The following is an 18,164-nucleotide window of genomic DNA, read 5'->3' on the forward strand; positions in this document are numbered from 1 at the left end:
ATTGGAAATTTTACCTGTGTGATGTGGCGCGTACGTTACCACATCTCCTTGCCGGCAAGGAATTAAGGCATGTCAATTTTGCAATTGAACAGCCGGATTTATCCGTCACTTTATCCGTCCTGCCGAGAGCATGCGAATACGCAATCTTGCCAAGATGACGTTTTTACCATTCTCCCTTACACTCAGGACATGCTTCAATTCGATAAACCGGCACTCACGCTGTCACAACACAATCCGTTGCAAGTATGCGCACACGGTGCCTGGAAGGTGCATGCCCTGACACGTGCCAGCGATCTGGCGGCGCTCCAGGCCATGCTGAAAAAGCTGCCGGCCGGTGCTGAGCCGCAATGGGATCTGTCGGGCATTTCCGCACTCGACCATATTGGCGCGCAATGGTTGTGGAATGCCTGGGACCACCGGCGCCCTGCCGAGCTGGTCGTATCGCCTATCCATGCCGCCTATTTTGAAAGGCTGGCCGAAGCCGGCGCGCTAGCCTTGCCCAAGCCGCGCAAGCGCCGCTGGCCGCTGCTGTCTACCGTATTGTCAGCCTGGCAAAGCCTGCTTGAGCATTTCCTCGGTTTGCTGACGCTATTCGGCCAATTAATGCTCGACCTCGGCCGCTTCCTGCGGCGTCCCTTGCGCGGACCATGGAAGGAAATTTCCGCCAATGTCTTTCATGCCGGCTACCAGGCACTTGGCATCACCGCCCTGGTCGGCTTCCTGATCGGCGTGGTGCTCTCTTATCTCTCGGCGCAACAATTGCGCACCTTCGGCGGCGATATCTATCTCGTCAACATTCTCGGCATGAGCGTGGTGCGCGAACTCGGGCCGATGCTGGCGGCGATCCTGGTGGCTGGCCGCTCGGGATCGGCCATCACGGCGCAACTGGGCGTCATGCGCGTGACCGAGGAATTGGATGCCATGCTGGTGATGGGAATGCAGCATGGCTTTCGTTTGATCATGCCAAGAGTCCTGGCGCTGGCAATCGCCATGCCGCTCCTGGTGATCTGGACCGATGCCATCGCGCTCATCGGCGGCATGGCGGCCGCCCATCTCGAATTGAATTTGTCGCCGGCTTACTTCATACAGCGCCTGCCCAATGCCGTACCGATCGCCAACTACTGGATTGGCCTGGGCAAGGGTTGCGTATTCGGCTTGCTGATCGCGCTGGTGGCCTGCCACTTCGGCTTGCGCATCAAGCCCAATACCGAAAGCCTGGGCCAGGGCACCACCATTTCCGTAGTGACGGCAATTACCATCGTCATCCTCGCGGACGCCGTATTCGCCATTGTCTTCAGCGACATGGGGTATCGCTGATGCAGGAGCAGACTATTGCTGCCACGCCGCAAAACCAGGATCAGCCGGTCATCCGGGTGAAGAACCTGTGGACGCAATTCGGCCAGCGCGTGATTCACCAGGATGTGAGCCTGGACGTGCGCGCCGGGGAAATCCTGTCGCTGGTGGGCGGCTCCGGCAGCGGCAAGACGACGCTGGTGCGGCAGATGCTGGGACTGAATCGCCCGAGCCGCGGCACAGTCGAAGTGTTCGGCGAAAATATCCATGGCGGGGATGCGTCCAGGGTGCAGCAATTGCGCCAGCGCTGGGGCATGCTATTTCAGCATGGCGCGCTGTTCTCGGCATTGTCGGCCTTCGAAAACGTCGCCTTGCCGATGCGCGAGTTGCGCACGCTGCCGGAATCACTGATACGCGACGCCGCCCTGTTCAAGCTGCATCTGGTCGGCATTTCGCCCGCCGAGGCGATGACGATGCCGGCCAACCTGTCCGGCGGCATGGTCAAACGGGTCGCGCTGGCGCGCGCGCTGGCGCTGGAGCCGGAGTTGCTGTTCCTGGATGAGCCGACCGCAGGGCTTGACCCGGCCATGGCTGACAGCTTCGTCGAACTGATCCAGGCATTGCACCAGTCGATGCGGCTGACGGTCGTGATGGTCACGCATGACCTCGACACTTTATATGCCCTGTCGACCCGCATTGCGGTGCTGGCCGACAAGCAGGTGATTGCCGCCGGCACGCGCGAAGAAGTCATGGCGGTCAAGCATCCGTTCATACAGGAATATTTCTGGGGCGAGCGCAGCTTGCGTGCACTCGAAGAAGTGCAAGGCAAAGCCGCGCGCCCGTAACGGAAGGAATACGAAAAAAGGCAAGCTTATGGAAAACAAGGCACATGCATTACTGGCGGGTTTGTTCACGATAGTGCTGCTGGCGGCTGCGGTGGCGATCGCCATGTGGCTGCAGCGCGACACGACCGAGATGGTGCCCTACGAAATCGCCACCAAGCTGTCGGTGCCCGGCCTGAGTCCGCAGGCGGCCGTGCGCTACCGCGGTCTCGATGTCGGCAAGGTCGACACTATCCAGTTTGATCCTGCCGTCCCGGGACAGATCCTGGTGCGCATGCACGTGCAAGCCGACACGCCGATCACGCAATCGACCTATAGCACCTTGGGCTATCAGGGCGTCACGGGCATCGCCTACATCCAGCTGGACGATGACGGCAGCAAGCCGGTGCGCCTGCCGAGTTCGGACGACAAAGTCGCGCGTATCGAAATGCGCCCGAGCGTTTTCGATTCGTTGCAAAGCAAGGGCATGGAAATCCTGACGCAGGTCGAGGAAGTCACCCGGCGCGTCAACACGCTGCTGGAACCCGATAATCAGAAAATGATCCTGCAGGCATTCCACTCCGTCGGCCAGGCAGCAAACGAACTTGAAACCATTCCGCGCCAATTGAAGCCGACGCTGGCAAAACTTCCCGCCCTGGCCGAGCAGACCAATCAAACCCTAGCTGCCGTCAATTCGCTGGCGCGCGACGTCGGCTCCTTGAGCAAGAGCCTGAATACCCTCAGCGGCAGCCTGCAACAGCCGAACGGCGCCATCGACAAGCTGACGATCACGATCGACCAGGTCGGCGCGGTCGCCAACCGCATCGATACCGAAGTGCTGCCGCTGACGAACGATGCGCGTTCGACCCTGCGCGCCTTGAACCGCACCGTCGACACGTTCCGCGATCAGCCGCAAAGCCTGCTGTTCGGCGCCGACGAGCGCGCCCCGGGGCCAGGCGAGGCCGGCTTCACGCCGCCGCAACATTAATCGACTATCATAAGAACCTCACTCCGATATGAAAAACACTCCTGGCTCCCGTCGCTTCACTTGGCCGTTTCACCGGTCGATCCGCGCGCTCTGGATATGCTGCGTATTGCTGGCGGCCGGCTGCAGCGTGCAAAGCAGCCGTGTGGCCACCGCCAATTTCTATGATCTTGGCCCGCTGCCCGGCTCGACCACCTCGGCCGCCACGCCACAGCCGTCGCTGCCGGCCATCGCCGTCAGCGTGGCCGATGTCACGCCGGCGGTCTGGCTGGACAGCCAGCTCATGTTCTACCGTCTGCTGTATGCAGACGCGCAACAGACTCGCGCTTATGCGCAACCGCGCTGGGTGATGCAGCCTGCGGCTCTCTTCACGCAACGGCTCAAGGCCCGCATCGTGCAAGCCGGCGGCGTCGCGGCGTCCGCCATCGACGGCCCAACCAATCTCCTGCAACTGCGCATGGAAGCCGACGATTTCACCCATGTGTTCGAATCGCCCGACAAGAGCTTCGGCAACGTCGCCGTGCGCGTCTCGCTCTACAATGGCCGCACGCTGATCACGCAAAAGAGTTTCACCGCCCGCGCGCCGGCGCCCAGCAGCGATGCCCAGGGCGGCGCCCGCGCGCTGGCTGCGGCCAGCGACATCGTCATCACCGACATGCTGAACTGGCTGGCCGGCCAGACGCTCAAGCGCTGAGGTTTGCCGGATGGCTGTAGCCAAGGAATCTCCCGCCACGCCTTCGACCTTTGCCCGGGTAGGCCTGGTGATGTATCTGCTGCTGATCGTTTACGCCAGCCTGTTTCCCTTCACCGGCTGGCGCGACAATGGCATTGCCCCGCAGGCCTTCCTGTCCGGCCCGCTGCCACATTACTGGACCGTCTTTGACGTGCTCACCAATGTGGTGGGCTATGTGCCCTTCGGTATCCTGGTGGCCTTTGCTGTTTATCCGCACGTGCGCGGCATGGGCGCCATTTTGCTGGCGCTGGTTGCCGGCACCCTGCTTTCCGGTTCGATGGAGGCGGCGCAAACCTTTCTGCCTTCGCGCGTCTCGTCCATCCTCGATCTCTACACCAATGTATCGGGCAGCCTGATCGGCGGCATTGCCGGCGTGTTGCTGACGCCGACATTTCTCGAACAAAGCCGCTTTTTGAGCTTGCGCCGGCACTGGTTCTTTCATGATGCCGGGCGCGGCCTGATCGTCGCGAGTCTGTGGCCGCTGGCGCAGATCTATCCGCAAGCCTATCTGTTCGGCCATGGGCAAATCGTGCCGATTCTCTCCGAATGGCTGTCCGACTGGCTGGAACAGCCGGTAGACCTGTTCACCTCGCTGCAAAACAATATCGATTTCACAGTGGAGCAATACTGGCTCGCCGAAACCATCATCACGGCCTGCGGCATGGCAGGCGCGGTGCTGTTGTTGCTGGTGACGCTGAAGCCGGCGGCGCCGCGCGCCTGGCTGGCCTGGGCTCTGGTGGGCGCCACGCTTATTCTCAAGTCGCTGGCCAATGCCCTGCTGTTCAATCCCGCCAATGCCTTCAGCTGGCTCACGCCCGGTGCGCAGGGAGGCTTGCTGTTTGCCGCCGCCATGCTGTTCGGCCTGTCGTTCGCGCCGCAAGTGGCGCAGCGCCGGATTGCCGTGCTCATGCTCTTGATCAGCCTGATTGTCGTCAACCTCATGCCCAGCAATCCCTATTTCATGGCCACTTTGCAAAGCTGGGTACAAGGCAAATTCCTGAATTTCAATGGCGCGGCGCGTTTCTTATCCGTGATGTGGCCCTTCTTCGCTTTCTGGTACCTGCTGCATCCATCCCATCGCGTGAAGCGAACATGAGGCGGGTGTATCATGTTGAGCTCGTGTCAGACAGAAAGCATCCGCGCCATGAGCGATACACCTTACTACCAACATCACGTGTTCTTTTGCCTGAATCACCGCGAGGAAGGCCGTCCATGCTGCTTTAACAAGGGTGCGCAGCAAGCGCAGGAGCATGCCAAGAAGCGCATCAAGGAACTCGGTCTGAATGGCCAGGGCCAGGTGCGTATCAACAAGGCCGGCTGCCTGGATCGTTGCGAGGAAGGCCCGGTGCTGGTGGTCTATCCCGAAGGTACCTGGTACACCTATGTCGATACCCAGGATATCGATGAAATCATCGATGAACACCTCGTCGGCGGCAAAGTCGTCGAACGTCTGAAAATCTAAATTCCGCCCGGCTTCCCGATGAGTTCCCGTAATCAGCCCTTTACCCTGCATGGCGCGGCTGGCGCGCTCCAGTGCATCCTCGAATTGCCCGATACCGAACGTTTTACCGCGCCGCGCGGCATCGCCCTGGTGGCGCATCCGCATCCGCTATTTGGCGGCACCATGGATAACAAGGTGACCACGACGCTCGCGCGCACCTTTACCGGCATGGGTTATGTCGCGGTGCGCATGAATTTTCGCGGCGTCGGCGAGTCCGCCGGCGTGCATGACGAAGGACGCGGTGAAACCGATGACATGGAATTATTGTTGAACCATATGCAAGCGCAGTATCCCGCCTTGCCGGTGGCGTTATCCGGATTTTCATTCGGCACCCTGGTGCAGGCGCAATTGCAGCAGCGCCTGACCGAACAAGGCCGCCCGGCCGAGCGGCTGGTCTTGACCGGCACGGCAGCCGGCAAATGGCCCGTTCCTGCAGTGCCAGCCAATACGATTGTCATTCATGGCGAGCAGGACGATACCATTCCGCTAATCGATGTACTGGATTGGGCGCGTCCACAAGACTTGCCGGTCATCGTGATTCCGGGCTGCGATCATTTTTTCCACAGAAAATTGCAACATATCAAGAATTTCGTAGTCGAAATGTGGCATCGATAGCGAAACCCACGCTGCACTAAGGGTTTCCCTAATTCTTGCCTAAGTGCAGCGCGCTATAATTCCCTACTTCCGCGCTGTTGCAACCCATCCGTATTGGCTTTTTACCCATGAAAAAATTGATTGCGGCTTGTGCCGCCAGCTTGCTTTTTGCAGCTTCATCCGTCCCTGCCCAAACCCTGCCCTCGCCGACCCTGGCCGCCAAGTCATGGCTGCTGCTGGATGCCACCAGCAACCAGGTAGTTGCCGCCCAGGATCCGGACATGCGCATTGAACCGGCCTCACTGACCAAGATCATGACCGCTTACCTGGTCTTTGCCGCGATCAAAGAAAAGCGACTGGACCTGAACCAGAGCGTCAACGTGTCGACACGCGCATGGAAAGTCGATCCCAGCAGCTCGAAGATGTTCATCGACCCGGCCACCCCGGTGAAGATCAATGACCTGCTGTATGGCCTGATCGTCCAGTCCGGCAATGACGCCGCCGTCGCACTGGCGGAAGCGGTGGCGGGCACCGAAGAAACCTTCGCCGCGCAAATGAACCAGCAAGCCCAGAAGATGGGCATGAAATCCACCCATTTCGTCAATTCCCACGGCTTGCCCAGCCCGGAAAATTATTCGACCGCGCGCGACTTGTCGATCCTGGCAACGCGCCTGATCAACGACTTCCCCGAGTTTTACAAGACGTATTACTCGACCAAGAGTTACACCTATAACAAGATCACCCAGTCCAACCGCAATCGCCTGCTGTGGCTGGACCCGACCGTTGATGGCATGAAAACCGGCCATACCGATGCCGTCGGCTACAGCCTGGTTTCCACCGCCAAGCGCGCCGGCGTGGGCGGCGAGCGGCGCCTGATCTCGATCATGATCGGCACCAATTCCGACCAGATGCGCGCACAGGAAAGCCAAAAGCTGTTGAACTGGGGCTTCCAGAACTTCGACACCGTCAAGCTGTATGCCAAGGGCCAGCCGGTCGACACGCCGCAGGTGTGGAAAGGTTCGAAGAGCCAGGTGAAGATCGGCTTCACCCAGGACGTGTATGTCACCGTGCCGAAAGGCATGGCCGGCAAGCTGAAGCCCGTGCTGGAACGCAAGGACCCGCTGGTGGCGCCGATCGATCAGAACAGCAAGGTCGGCACGCTGAAGATGCAAGCCGACGGCAAGACCATCGTCGAATTGCCGGTGTTGGCATTGGAACAAGTCAGCGAAGCCGGCATGTTCGGCCGCGCCTGGGATTCCGTGCGCCTGATGCTGAAGTAAGAAGCGCGTAAAATAGCTGCGGTATGAATGTATTACTGGAAATGCCATGCCGCAGCCAACGCTACCCAACGAAAGCCTGATCGAATATCCAAGCGACTTCCCTATCAAGATCATGGGCGCCATGCAGGACGCCTTTGCCCAGACGATGGTGGAAGTCGTGACTCTGCATGACCCCACTTTCCATGCCGGGAAGATGGAAATGCGCCCCTCCTCCAAGGGCAATTACCTTGCCTTGACCGTCACCGTGCGCGCCACCAGCCGTGAGCAGCTCGACAACCTGTACCGCGCGCTGTCTTCGCACCCGATGGTGAAGGTGGTCCTGTAGTGCAGATACGCCAACTCGGGCGGGCGGAATACGAACCGACCTTCGCCGCCATGCGCGCCTTTACCGATGCGCGCGGCGCCGATACCGAAGACGAACTCTGGATCGTCGAACATCCGCCCGTCTATACGCTGGGCCTGGGCGCCGACCCTGCGCACGTCCTGAACGCCCATGGCATCCCGCTGGTGCAGACCGATCGCGGCGGCGAAGTCACCTACCATGGCCCCGGCCAGGTGGTGGCTTACCTCCTGCTCGACTTGAAGCGCGGTCGCGGCGGGCGCATGTACGCGCGCGAACTGGTGCACGCCATCGAGGAAGCCGTCATCGATACCCTGGCGGCGTATAATCTCGCGGGTGAGCGAAAAGCGGGAGCCCCCGGCATTTATATCGCTGATGGCCCCTGGCAAGGCGCCAAGATCGCCGCGCTGGGATTGAAGGTGCGCGCTTCCGGCTGCACGTATCACGGCCTGGCGCTGAATGTCGACATGGACCTGGCGCCATTCGGCTGGATTAACCCTTGCGGTTATGCCGGCTTGCGGACCGTCGACATGAAAACCCTTGGCGTGACGGTGCCGTTGGCCGAAGCGCAAGCTGCGCTCACTGAACATTTATTGAAAAGACTGAAAGGATAGACACGCCAGTCATGGCGTACCGGCCCACCCCGCCGGCATGATCATGACGGGCGCGGTTCACATCATGGACGCAAATCCGACCGACAAGAAGGACCTGGCGGCACCCGCCTACAACCCCAGCGAAAAGCAAAAAGGCGCCGGCAAGACTGCGCGCATCCCGATCAAGATCATTCCGGCCGAGCGTCTGCCCAAGCCGGACTGGATTCGCGTCAAGGCCGGCTCGCCGACGACCCGCTTCTATGAAATCAAGGATATCCTGCGCGCCAACAAGCTGGTGACGGTGTGCGAGGAAGCGTCGTGCCCGAATATCGGCGAATGCTTCGGCAAGGGCACCGCCACCTTCATGATCATGGGCGACAAGTGCACGCGCCGCTGCCCTTTTTGCGATGTCGGCCATGGCCGCCCCGATCCGCTCGACCCGGACGAGCCGCTCAACCTGGCCAAGACTATCGCTGCGCTGAAATTGAGCTACGTGGTGATCACCTCGGTCGACCGCGATGACTTGCGCGATGGCGGCGCCGGCCACTTCACCGAATGCATCAGCAAGGTCCGCGAGTTGTCGCCGCAGACACGCATCGAAATCCTCACGCCGGACTTCCGCGGCCGCATGGACCGCGCGCTGGAAATCCTCAAGGCCGCGCCGCCCGATGTCATGAACCACAATCTCGAAACCGTGCCGCGCCTGTACAAGGAAGCACGCCCGGGTTCGGATTATGCCTATTCGCTCAATCTCCTGAAGCGCTTCAAGGACATGCATCCGAATACGCCGACCAAGTCCGGCATCATGGTGGGGCTGGGTGAAACCGACGAGGAAATCCTGCAAGTCATGCGCGACATGCGCGAGCATAACGTGGACATGCTGACCATCGGCCAGTACCTGATGCCTTCGGGCGACCACTTGCCGGTGCGCCGCTATGTGCATCCGGATACGTTCAAGATGCTGGAAGAGGAAGCCTACAAGATGGGCTTTGCGCATGCGGCTGTCGGCGCCATGGTGCGCTCAAGCTACCATGCCGACCAGCAGGCGCATGGCGCGGGGATCGAGACCGGCAAGTAAAAGCAGACCCATAAGCTCCTCAAATAAAAAACGGCAGTGATGCATTTCACTGCCGTTTTTCTTTTCAAAGTTGACTCGCGCTTTATTGCGGCGCGCCCAGCTTGGAACCGCGCATCAGTACATTCAACACAAGGCTCCTGCGCAAGACCAGCATATCGTTGATCTTGGCCTTGAGCTCGTCGATGTCGGCCGGCTTGAGTAAAAAGTCGTTGGCCGTGAGTGCCAAGGCCTTGCGCCTGATCTCGTCATCTCTTTCCGACGTCACCATCACGATAGGAATGGTTTCCTTGCCGGGCAAGTTGCGAAATGCCTCGATAAAATCGAGCCCGGACATTTGCGGCATCTGATAGTCGACCATCACCATGTCCGGCTCATTGGCTTGGCACCATTCGATCGCCAGCCAGGGATCGGTAAAAGATACAGGGGTAATATTTTCGATGGAAGACACCAGCCGCGACATCATCGCGACAGTCAACGTGTCGTCATCCACAATCAACACAAGCATCCATTCCCCTTTGATTTATCTTGTAGCGTCGCCATTGGTTTCGCCCTGTTCCGCGCGATACTGCTGCGAGGCATTTCACGCATTGTCCTGCCTGCGGTCGGTGATATCCTGCACTTGCGCGATGAAGTGGTAGGGTGATCCATCCGCATGCCGCACCAGCGTACCGGTCAGCAGAATCCACACCGTCTCGCCATTCTTTTTGATGTAACGCTTTTCCAGGTGATAGGATGAGATACGCCCCTCCAGCAAGTGCTTGGCAAATTCCAGGTCGGCGTCAAGGTCGTCCGGGTGGGTAACGTCCTGGAATGTCAGCTTCAATAGCTCGGGACGGGTGTAGCCGACGATCTCGCACATCGAGTTATTCACATCCAGCCACCTGCCATCAAGGCCGACCAGGGCCATGCCGATCGCCGCATGCGTGAAGGCGCTGCTGAAGAGATCTGCGCTGGATGGAAGTGCGGTTTGCGTTGGATGGGACTTGAGATCGGTTTGCGCAACCAGCACCTCATTTAATTTGGCCAAGCCTTCGCGCACGGTAACGGCATGCTGCGGCCCCAAGACTTCCTGGGCCATCTGCTCCGCCTCGGACAGAGCATGATGCACCTGTTCCAGCAATGCCCGCCCCTTGGCGGAAAACATGATGAGATTGGCCCGCTTATCCTTGGGATCTTCGACTTTGGTGATGAAGCCCAGGGACTCCAATTCGCTTATGTAAGGAAAGAGCCCTTGCTTGGTCAGGCCGGTACGGCGCGCAATCTCGGTCAGCCGCGTGCCCTCCAGGTCGATTGCCGGCAGAATCGCGGCATAGGTGAGATTGAACTGAAAGTTCTCAATCTTGACCTTTTCCAGCACTATCCTGGAAATCGAGCGCGACGCAAGTACTACCTGCCGCGCCAGGGATTGTGCCCGTTTAGCCTGAAGCGGCAAGGAATCAGCGTCCAATAATCCACCCAAATATGGTTCGTTTTTTTTACCATCCTAGCAGAAAAAGTTTCCAGGAATAAAACTTTTTACCAGATTCGCGAAAAAACGAAACGTAGACGGGATATCGCTATGCCGTTTCGTCGAATAATTCGCGGCCGATCAGCATGCGGCGGATTTCGCTGGTGCCGGCGCCGATCTCGTACAGCTTGGCATCGCGCCACAGCCGTCCGGCCGGATACTCATTGATATAGCCATTGCCGCCCAGCGCCTGGATGGTTTCGCCCGCCATCCACGTCGCCTTTTCGGCGCTGTAGAGAATTGCGCCGGCGGCATCCTTGCGCAGCGCACGTACCGCATCCGGCGTGGTCGCGCGGTCGCAGGCCTGGCCCACCGCGTAGACATACGCCTTGCACGCCATCATGGTGGAATACATATCGGCCAGTTTGCCTTGCATGAGCTGGAATTCGCCGATGGATTGGCCGAATTGCCTGCGCTCGTGGACATAGGGGATGACCACATCCATGCAAGCCTGCATGATGCCTAGCGGCCCGCCGGAGAGCACGATGCGTTCGGTATCGAGCCCTGACATGAGCACATTGACGCCCTTGCCAACGCCGCCCAAGATGTTTTCTTCCGGGACTTCGCAATCCTGGAATACCAGCTCGCCCGTGTGCGAGCCGCGCATGCCCAGCTTGTCGAGCTTTTGCGCGACCGAGAAGCCCTTGAAGCCTTTCTCGACCAAAAAGGCGGTGATGCCGCGCGGACCGGCTTGCACATCGGTTTTCGCATACACCACCAGGACATCGGCATCCGGCCCATTGGTGATCCACATCTTGCTGCCGTTGAGGATGTAGCGGTCGCCCTGCTTATCCGCGCGCAGCTTCATACTGACCACATCGGAACCGGCATTCGGCTCGGACATCGCCAGCGCGCCGATAAAGTCGCCGGCAATCAGCTTGGGCAGATATTTGCGTTTCTGTTCTTCCGTGCCGTTGCGGCGGATCTGGTTGACGCACAGGTTGGAATGCGCGCCATACGACAAGCCGACCGAGGCCGAGGCCCGCGAGATTTCTTCCATGGCGACGATATGGGCGAGATAGCTCATCGCCGCGCCGCCGTATTCTTCTTCCACCGTGATGCCCAGCACGCCGAGGTCGCCGAGCTTCTTCCATAAGTCCATCGGAAACTGGTCGCTGCGATCGATCTCGGCAGCGCGCGGGGCGATCTCTGCCTGCGCAAATTGCTGGATGGCGCTGCGCAAGGCGGCGATATCGTCGCCATGATCGAAACTAAGGCCAGGCAAATCAATGAAGGGAGTCGACATGGTGAGATTCCTTATCTGGCTGCTGGTGAAAATCATTATGCACCCGGCGCGCCGGGTTGCCCAATCGTGATCAAGCTGTATTAATACAACAATACACCTGCTTCATCCCCGAATCCTTGACCCTCACATAACGTCAGGGTTTACACTGCCTTGACATAAATACAAGCCAAGGGAGGCAGCATGCTGCTGAAGGTGGGGGAACTGGCGAGCCGCACGGGCCTGACCGTGAGGACCCTGCATCATTACGATACCATGGGCTTGCTCAAGCCTTCTGCGCGCAGCGAAGCCGGTTACCGGCTCTACAACCGCGACGATATCGCGCGCCTGCATGCGATTCAGGCGCTGCGGCAGGTCGGCATGCCGCTGGCGGAAATTGCCGGTCTGTTGACAGGCGAAGGCGAGCCGCTTCCCGCCACCATCCAGCGCCAGTTGCTGGCACTGGACCGCCAGATCGCCCGCGCCAACGAACTGCGCACCCAGCTCACCATGCTGCAAACCCGCCTGACCGAAGGCGATGAGCCCGACATGAGCAACTGGCTATCGGTACTGGAGCGCATGGCCACGTACAACAGGTATTTCAGCGCAGCCGAGACCAAGGTCATCCTGGATAACTGGAAGCGCATCGAAACGCTGTGGCCGCCCCTGATCGCCAAGGTACGCAGCGTCATGGATCGCGGCATGGCGCCGGAACACCCGGAGGTCCAGCCGCTGGCACGGCAATGGATGGACTTGACGCATCTCTGGATGGGTGGCGATTTTGAATTGATGGCGCGCTGGAACCGCATGTACAAGCAAGAACCGATCGTGCAGGGGCGCAATGGCGTAAGCGTGGCAATGTCGCAATACATCCACAAGGCGATTGCCTTGCGCATGGGCGCGCTGCGCCAGCATTTCACGCTGGAGGAATTAAGCCGCTTTAACGTCACGCTGGAAAAGGAATGGACCGCGCTGGCGGCCGAGCTCGATAGATTAATCAAAGCGCGCGTGGCACCGGAAAGTCCGGCAGCGCAACAGGCCGTGGCCAAGTGGAATGACCTTGTCGACCGTATCGTCAACCATGATGCCGAGTTGCGCAAAAAGCTGTTGCTAGCTCTTGCCAGCGACCCGACCTTGCGCGCGGGCGCCGCCCTCAGTTCAAAGTTGCAGGAGTATCTGCATCGTGCATGGATTGCAGGAGGCGCTGCGCCGCACGGAGCCACACAACCCGGAGCGGCACTCCAACGCCCGGCATCGAGCGACTATTGCCTGGCAAAAGATCTGGCCAACAACAATCAAAAATAACACGCCACGAAAGAGAAACCCCATGAACCCGACGCAGCGTTTTCATTCTCTCGACAATTTGCGCGCCGTGATGATGTGGCTTGGCATCGTGCTGCATGTCGCGGTCAATCACATGGTCGGCAAGTCGCCGCTGTTCTGGCGCGATCCGGAAACCACGCTGGCGGCCAACTTCATGATGGCATTCATCCATACCTTCCGCATGCCGGTGTTTTTCATCCTGGCGGGTTTCTTTGTCGCGCTACTGATGGCAAGGCGCGGCGCGGCGGGCATGATGAAGCATCGCTTGCGCCGTATCGGCCTCCCCTTCCTGATTTTCTGGCCGCTGATTTTCGTCACCACAGGATTCTTCATCAAGCAGTACCTGAGCCTGATGCCGCTGGATGCGGATGGCCAGCCGCCGCAACCGCCGGAGGACAGGCTGGTCAATACCATGCACCTGTGGTTCCTGTATTACCTGCTGTGGTTTTGCGCAATGGCCGCGTTATGCAATATGCTGGGCCGATATGCTCCGCAGCGGCTCAGCAATGGCGTCGCCGCAGCATGGCGCATGCTCGCATCCCGCTGGTGGGGCTTCCTGGTCTTGACGCTGCCGCTGGCGGTGACGGGATCGTTTTACTGGAATGGCATCGTCTCGCCCGATGGCTCGTTTTTGCCTAATGCCGCCGAGCTGGTCCATAACGGCTTGTTCTTTACCTTCGGCCTGTATCTGTACCGGCATCAGGAAAGCCTGCTGCCGCATTACGTCAAACATGGCTGGCGTTACGCCGGCGCCGGACTGGTATTCTTCATTGTCGCCATGGGCGTGTTCGACGCCTTCGACAAAAATCCGCACGTGCTGCCACATGTGCAAGTGCTGCTCGCCTATTTGTATCACTGCGCCACCTGGCTGTGGAGCTTCGCGCTGATCGGCTTGTTCATGCGCCACCTGCCGGCGCAAAACCGTGCGCTCTCCTTTGTTGCCGACAGCTCCTACTGGGTCTATCTGGTACATTTCCCATTCACCGTCGGCTTTGGCGTTCTGCTCTACGATGCGCCTTATAGTGCCCTGACCAAGATCGCGATCAACCTGGCTGCCACCACGACGGCGTGCCTGCTGACTTATCTGCTGCTGGTGCGCTACACGCCGGTCAGCGCCCTGCTCAACGGCCATCGTCATGCGCTACCGCTGCGCCCGCGCACGCTCGGCGTGGCAGGTGTGCTGCTGTTTGCCTGCGGCCTGGGCTTCACGCAAATCAAGTTCGATGCCAATGATGTGCCAACCAGCCATGAGCAGCCGGCTGCGGTTTCGGTGCCCGATGATATCGCCGTTTTTCTGCGTCAGTTGGGACAGGCTTATGGCGCAGCGGATGGCAAGGCAGTGGCATCGTTGCTGTCGCAGGATTTTTTATATCAGGGCATGAACCGTGACGCCTTCCTCGACCACTTGCAAAAGAACCGGCAATATTTCAGCACCTCGCACATCACGCCGGTCGAGATGCGTGAGCACGCCGATGGCATCGAGTTGAGCGCCTATGCCACTTCCGAAAAAGGCGTGCTGGCGCCCTCGCTGCAATTACTGCCATTGCAAGCCGGCGCGAAGCTCGTCAAGGAAGACGGCAAGTGGAAATTGCACGGCAACCAGCAGCGCGAGGAAGCCAGCCTGTACCAGCGCTTCAGCAATATCGTGGCGGATTTTTCGCCGGCCGATCTCGAAGCGTACCGCCGCCATCTGCCGCAAGGCTATGACATGCCGGCACATCCCTATGTCCGTGTCTCGGTGACGACGTGGGAGCGCATGGGATTGCCGCAGCGCCCTTACCGGCTGGCGCAGCTCAGCATCCTGGCCAGCAAGGATGGCGACAATGTCTGGTATCTCCTGGCCATGCCGGAGACCGACTGGCTCGCCGTGGAAGCCGGCAAGGCGATCGGCTTTCCGAAATTTATTGCCGATATCGATATCCAGCGCTCGCTCGGCGACCAGTGGCAAGTATCGGTGCGGCGCGACGGTGCGACGCTTGCCGAGGTGGCGTTTGATTCGGTAGTCACCACCAAGACCTCGCGGTATCGGGAAGACTGGCCGAATAATCCCGACGACTGGCTCCTGTTCGACAAGAGCGGCGCCGCCATCAAGGCATCGTTCCAGGCATTAGCGCCCCCCCGGAGTTTCAACAGCGGTTTCGGCTGGATGACTGTGAACCCGCAGGCAGCGCTGTGGAAGGAATTGCTTGCCCCCGGCAGCCGCGCGCTGGCCATGCATGTGCAAGGCGAAGGCGCATACAAGTTGCACGTGTACCCTTTCGCCAATACGCAAGTACCAGCCGGAATCCGGCAACTGCTGGATGCGAATGCCGCGGCATGGGCGAATCAGGACATGGACGCCGTGCTGGGCCTGCATCACCCGGCATTCAAGGTCACCAATCAAAAAGACCTGGCGGCCATGCGCAAGCTCTTCAACCATACGCGCCGCTATGAATGGCAAGTCAAGGAATTGCGCGAAGATGGCGACTTCGCCGTCATCCATGGAGAAATCCGCACGGAAGCCGGTGCCATTCCCAAGAGCGCACGGCTATTCCGTGAAAACGGTCGCTGGGTGTTTTACGGCGACGGCGGCTCGTGGCAGGAACAGCGGCGCCAGCCGCAGGCGATGCGCGATGCGGCTGCCCGCTTATTCGAAGAGCAGCTGCAAACACAAGCGCGCGAAGTCCTCACCAAGCATGACGACTTGCGCTTTGCCACTGAAGCGACAGAGTTGAGCACTCTCAGCAAGCTATCCAATGCCGTATTCAAGCCGAGCGGATCTGGGCCATTCCCTGCCCTGGTGTTGCTGCCGGATTGCAGCGGCAGGATCGGAGCCAGCATGCAGCAGCGCGTCGAAGCCGGCATCGCGCAAGGCTATGTCGTCATGGTGGTCGACAGCTTGCGCGGCCATCCCAACAATTGCATATCGCCCCTGCGCGTGTCTTTCGAGCGGCGCATCAAGGATGCCTACGATGCGCTGGACCACTTGAGCAAGATGCCGCAAGTCGATCCGCAGCGGATTGCCGTCGCCGGTTACTCCCAGGGCGGCACGGTGGCGTTGATGCTGACATCGAAACAATCGACGGCGCTGTTCGGCCGGCAACGACGCTTTGCCGCCGGCGCGGCCTGGTACCCCTTGTGTTATCTGTCGGCGCGCTACGGCAAACAGGAAGCCGACTTCCTGCGCCAGGATATCGACAAGCCGCTGCTGTTGCTGATGGGTGGCGACGATATCTACACGCCTGCCTATGATTGCGAACCGCACCTGCAGGAATTGCAAGCTGCAGGCGCACCGGTCGAATGGCACGTCTTTCCCCAAGCCGGCCATGGCTGGGATTTGAAGGAAGTCAGTGGCCGTTCCACCTTCACATTTCGTGGCGACCGCATGACATTCAGCTACGACGCTGCCGCGACTCAGGAAGGCCAGAAACAGATGTTCGAATTCTTCAAGCGCAAACTGATGCTGAATCCGCTTCGGCAGGCAACAGTAGTGCAGGCCAAACAGTAATGCAGTCTTACTAAGGAAAAGCCATGAGTGTAGACGTCCGCCAAGTCGATCCGCGCAAGCCCTTTTCGCGCTCCGCCATCACCAAGCCGGTACCGTTCAGCCCATTCCGTTATCTGTATCTGCTGTTGCCGATTCCCTTCTTTTGCTGGTATTGGGCCCGCGAAGCCTTGCACAAAATGGAGCTCGATTGGCTGCGTGCCCATCCGGATCAGGCCTTATCTCTGGCTGATTTCTGCCACAGCAACAGCACCGGCATTTGCGATCTGTATACGCCGGTGGCATTTGCGCAATGGCTCGCGCTGGGCCTCGTCTTTTTCATTCCGAAGTTTATGTTGCTGGTCGCTTCCCTGCCGAACTGGTCGCAGCGCTGGCAGGAATGGGTCTTGCGCAACGCCTCCTGGCTGGGTGCCATTGGCTTGCTGATCACGTTTGTGATGGTGATCATCCGTGGCGTGACTGGTGGGTTGCTGATGTGGTTTGCTCCACAGGTCTGGTGGGGTAACGACAAAATTGGCGTACAAATTGCCGCCGTCATCGGCATCGTCGCTGTCATCCGCGTGCCGCCGCACGCCAAGGCTGCATGGCAACTATGGCGCGGCTTTAGCCGGTCCCGCACCGGCAAGACAGTCTCGCCACAGGATGCTCCGGCGATCTGGTTGCTGATAAGCGATGCCTGTCTTCGTCTTGAAGTCGCCATGCCTGACCATCTCGTCATCGGCGTTGTGCCCGAGTGCCGGCTGGAATTCGGCAAGATGCGCCTGGAACCGAACCGGCGAGTGCTCCATGGCCGTACGCTTTACCTCGGCGCCACGCTGGCCAGCTCGCTGGCACGCGACAAGCTGGCGCTGGTCATCGAACACGCCTTGCTGAAAAGCCGGGGCAAGTATGGCGCCTGGCTGCCGGCGACGGAAGACTGGGCGGAATCGTCCGAAGGCGTATTGAAGGAAATGAAGGAGACGCGCGCTGCGGGTGATTTACCCAGTGCCGCCGATCCTGCGCTGTTTTGCTGGGAAGGCTGGCTGATCATGCTGAAGAAAATGCAGCAGAATTTCCGCGAAGAGCATGCCTACCTGCAGAAAAAAGGCATCGAACTTGACGTCGAACAGGCGGCGCCTGAAGTCGCGCATCTGCTCAAGGAAGCCTCACAGGCGTATCGCAAGGATGTCTTCCATCTCTTTATTGTCAACCTCAGTTCGGGTGTGCACTGCCCCGCAGTATTGCACTGGTTTGCCAAGGCGTTCGCGCAGCGCTGTCCGCAGGATGCGGCAATGAATGTGCATGCCTATACCAGCGCGGCGCTGGAATCCGAAGTCGTCTTGCTGGAAAAAGAATGGCTGGTCAAGACCAGCCAGGCGACCACGCCGACCGATTGCTGGGAATTGCGCGCGGCCTGATTGCGCTGCGCGC

Annotated in this window: 17 protein-coding genes; 14 read left to right on the forward strand and 3 right to left on the reverse strand. The window is 59.6% G+C overall.

Features of this window, described 5'->3' with window-relative positions; genetic code table 11:
- The first annotated feature begins 189 nt into the window (after nucleotides 1-189).
- From EDC30_RS06050 to lipA, 11 genes are all read left to right on the forward strand, one after another.
- Nucleotides 190-1,317, forward strand: coding sequence for an MlaE family ABC transporter permease (locus tag EDC30_RS06050; protein ID WP_132257908.1), 1,128 nt, complete (start codon nucleotides 190-192; stop codon nucleotides 1,315-1,317).
- Nucleotides 1,317-2,138 carry an ABC transporter ATP-binding protein gene (locus EDC30_RS06055; protein WP_132257909.1) on the forward strand — a complete coding sequence of 274 codons (822 nt, stop codon included), beginning with the start codon at nucleotides 1,317-1,319 and terminating at the stop codon, nucleotides 2,136-2,138. Before EDC30_RS06050 ends, EDC30_RS06055 begins: the two co-directional genes overlap by 1 nt.
- 28 nt (nucleotides 2,139-2,166) lie before the next feature.
- Nucleotides 2,167-3,102 carry an MlaD family protein gene (locus EDC30_RS06060; RefSeq protein ID WP_132257910.1) on the forward strand — a complete coding sequence of 312 codons (936 nt, stop codon included), beginning with the start codon at nucleotides 2,167-2,169 and terminating at the stop codon, nucleotides 3,100-3,102.
- A gap of 28 nt (nucleotides 3,103-3,130) precedes the next feature.
- A complete protein-coding gene (locus EDC30_RS06065; protein WP_132257911.1) occupies nucleotides 3,131-3,793 on the forward strand; it encodes an ABC-type transport auxiliary lipoprotein family protein in 663 nt (220 codons plus the stop codon).
- Nucleotides 3,794-3,803: 10 nt separating this feature from the next.
- Complete coding sequence (locus tag EDC30_RS06070; protein WP_132257912.1) at nucleotides 3,804-4,928, forward strand: VanZ family protein; 1,125 nt, start codon at nucleotides 3,804-3,806, stop codon at nucleotides 4,926-4,928.
- A 48-nt stretch (nucleotides 4,929-4,976) separates the two neighbouring features.
- Nucleotides 4,977-5,294, forward strand: a complete 318-nt coding sequence (locus tag EDC30_RS06075) for a (2Fe-2S) ferredoxin domain-containing protein (protein ID WP_132257913.1) — start codon at nucleotides 4,977-4,979, stop codon at nucleotides 5,292-5,294.
- Between the two features lie 18 nt (nucleotides 5,295-5,312).
- Complete coding sequence (locus EDC30_RS06080; protein ID WP_132257914.1) at nucleotides 5,313-5,948, forward strand: alpha/beta hydrolase; 636 nt, start codon at nucleotides 5,313-5,315, stop codon at nucleotides 5,946-5,948.
- Nucleotides 5,949-6,055: 107 nt separating this feature from the next.
- The gene (locus EDC30_RS06085; protein ID WP_132257915.1) at nucleotides 6,056-7,207 is read left to right on the forward strand and encodes a D-alanyl-D-alanine carboxypeptidase family protein; all 1,152 of its coding nucleotides are present in this window, start codon (nucleotides 6,056-6,058) and stop codon (nucleotides 7,205-7,207) included.
- A gap of 46 nt (nucleotides 7,208-7,253) precedes the next feature.
- Nucleotides 7,254-7,532, forward strand: coding sequence for a DUF493 family protein (locus EDC30_RS06090; RefSeq protein ID WP_132257916.1), 279 nt, complete (start codon nucleotides 7,254-7,256; stop codon nucleotides 7,530-7,532).
- 50 nt (nucleotides 7,533-7,582) lie between these two features.
- Complete coding sequence (gene lipB, locus EDC30_RS06095; protein WP_243656685.1) at nucleotides 7,583-8,161, forward strand: lipoyl(octanoyl) transferase LipB; 579 nt, start codon at nucleotides 7,583-7,585, stop codon at nucleotides 8,159-8,161.
- Nucleotides 8,162-8,225: 64 nt separating this feature from the next.
- A complete protein-coding gene (gene lipA, locus EDC30_RS06100) occupies nucleotides 8,226-9,218 on the forward strand; it encodes a lipoyl synthase (RefSeq protein ID WP_207907221.1) in 993 nt (330 codons plus the stop codon).
- An 82-nt stretch (nucleotides 9,219-9,300) separates the two neighbouring features.
- Here lipA and EDC30_RS06105 read toward each other — a convergent pair whose 3' ends face one another.
- From EDC30_RS06105 to EDC30_RS06115, 3 genes are all read right to left on the reverse strand, one after another.
- On the reverse strand, nucleotides 9,301-9,723 hold the full coding sequence (locus tag EDC30_RS06105) for a response regulator (protein ID WP_132257919.1): 423 nt from the start codon (nucleotides 9,721-9,723) through the stop codon (nucleotides 9,301-9,303).
- A 75-nt stretch (nucleotides 9,724-9,798) separates the two neighbouring features.
- Complete coding sequence (locus EDC30_RS06110; protein ID WP_165973744.1) at nucleotides 9,799-10,665, reverse strand: MarR family winged helix-turn-helix transcriptional regulator; 867 nt, start codon at nucleotides 10,663-10,665, stop codon at nucleotides 9,799-9,801.
- A 109-nt stretch (nucleotides 10,666-10,774) separates the two neighbouring features.
- Entirely contained in the window at nucleotides 10,775-11,971 is a 1,197-nt protein-coding gene (locus tag EDC30_RS06115) for an isovaleryl-CoA dehydrogenase (RefSeq protein WP_132257921.1), read from the reverse strand.
- Nucleotides 11,972-12,151: 180 nt separating this feature from the next.
- Between EDC30_RS06115 and EDC30_RS06120 the strand changes: the two genes are divergently transcribed.
- The 3 genes from EDC30_RS06120 to EDC30_RS06130 are packed head-to-tail and all read left to right on the forward strand — an operon-like array spanning nucleotide 12,152 to nucleotide 18,151.
- A complete protein-coding gene (locus EDC30_RS06120) occupies nucleotides 12,152-13,252 on the forward strand; it encodes a MerR family transcriptional regulator (protein ID WP_132257922.1) in 1,101 nt (366 codons plus the stop codon).
- Nucleotides 13,253-13,274: 22 nt separating this feature from the next.
- Nucleotides 13,275-16,757, forward strand: coding sequence for an acyltransferase family protein (locus tag EDC30_RS06125; protein WP_132257923.1), 3,483 nt, complete (start codon nucleotides 13,275-13,277; stop codon nucleotides 16,755-16,757).
- A gap of 23 nt (nucleotides 16,758-16,780) precedes the next feature.
- A complete protein-coding gene (locus EDC30_RS06130) occupies nucleotides 16,781-18,151 on the forward strand; it encodes a M48 family metalloprotease (protein ID WP_132257924.1) in 1,371 nt (456 codons plus the stop codon).
- Nucleotides 18,152-18,164 lie beyond the last annotated feature (13 nt).

This window comes from Paucimonas lemoignei (assembly GCF_004342585.1).
Lineage (GTDB): Bacteria > Pseudomonadota > Gammaproteobacteria > Burkholderiales > Burkholderiaceae_D > Paucimonas > Paucimonas lemoignei.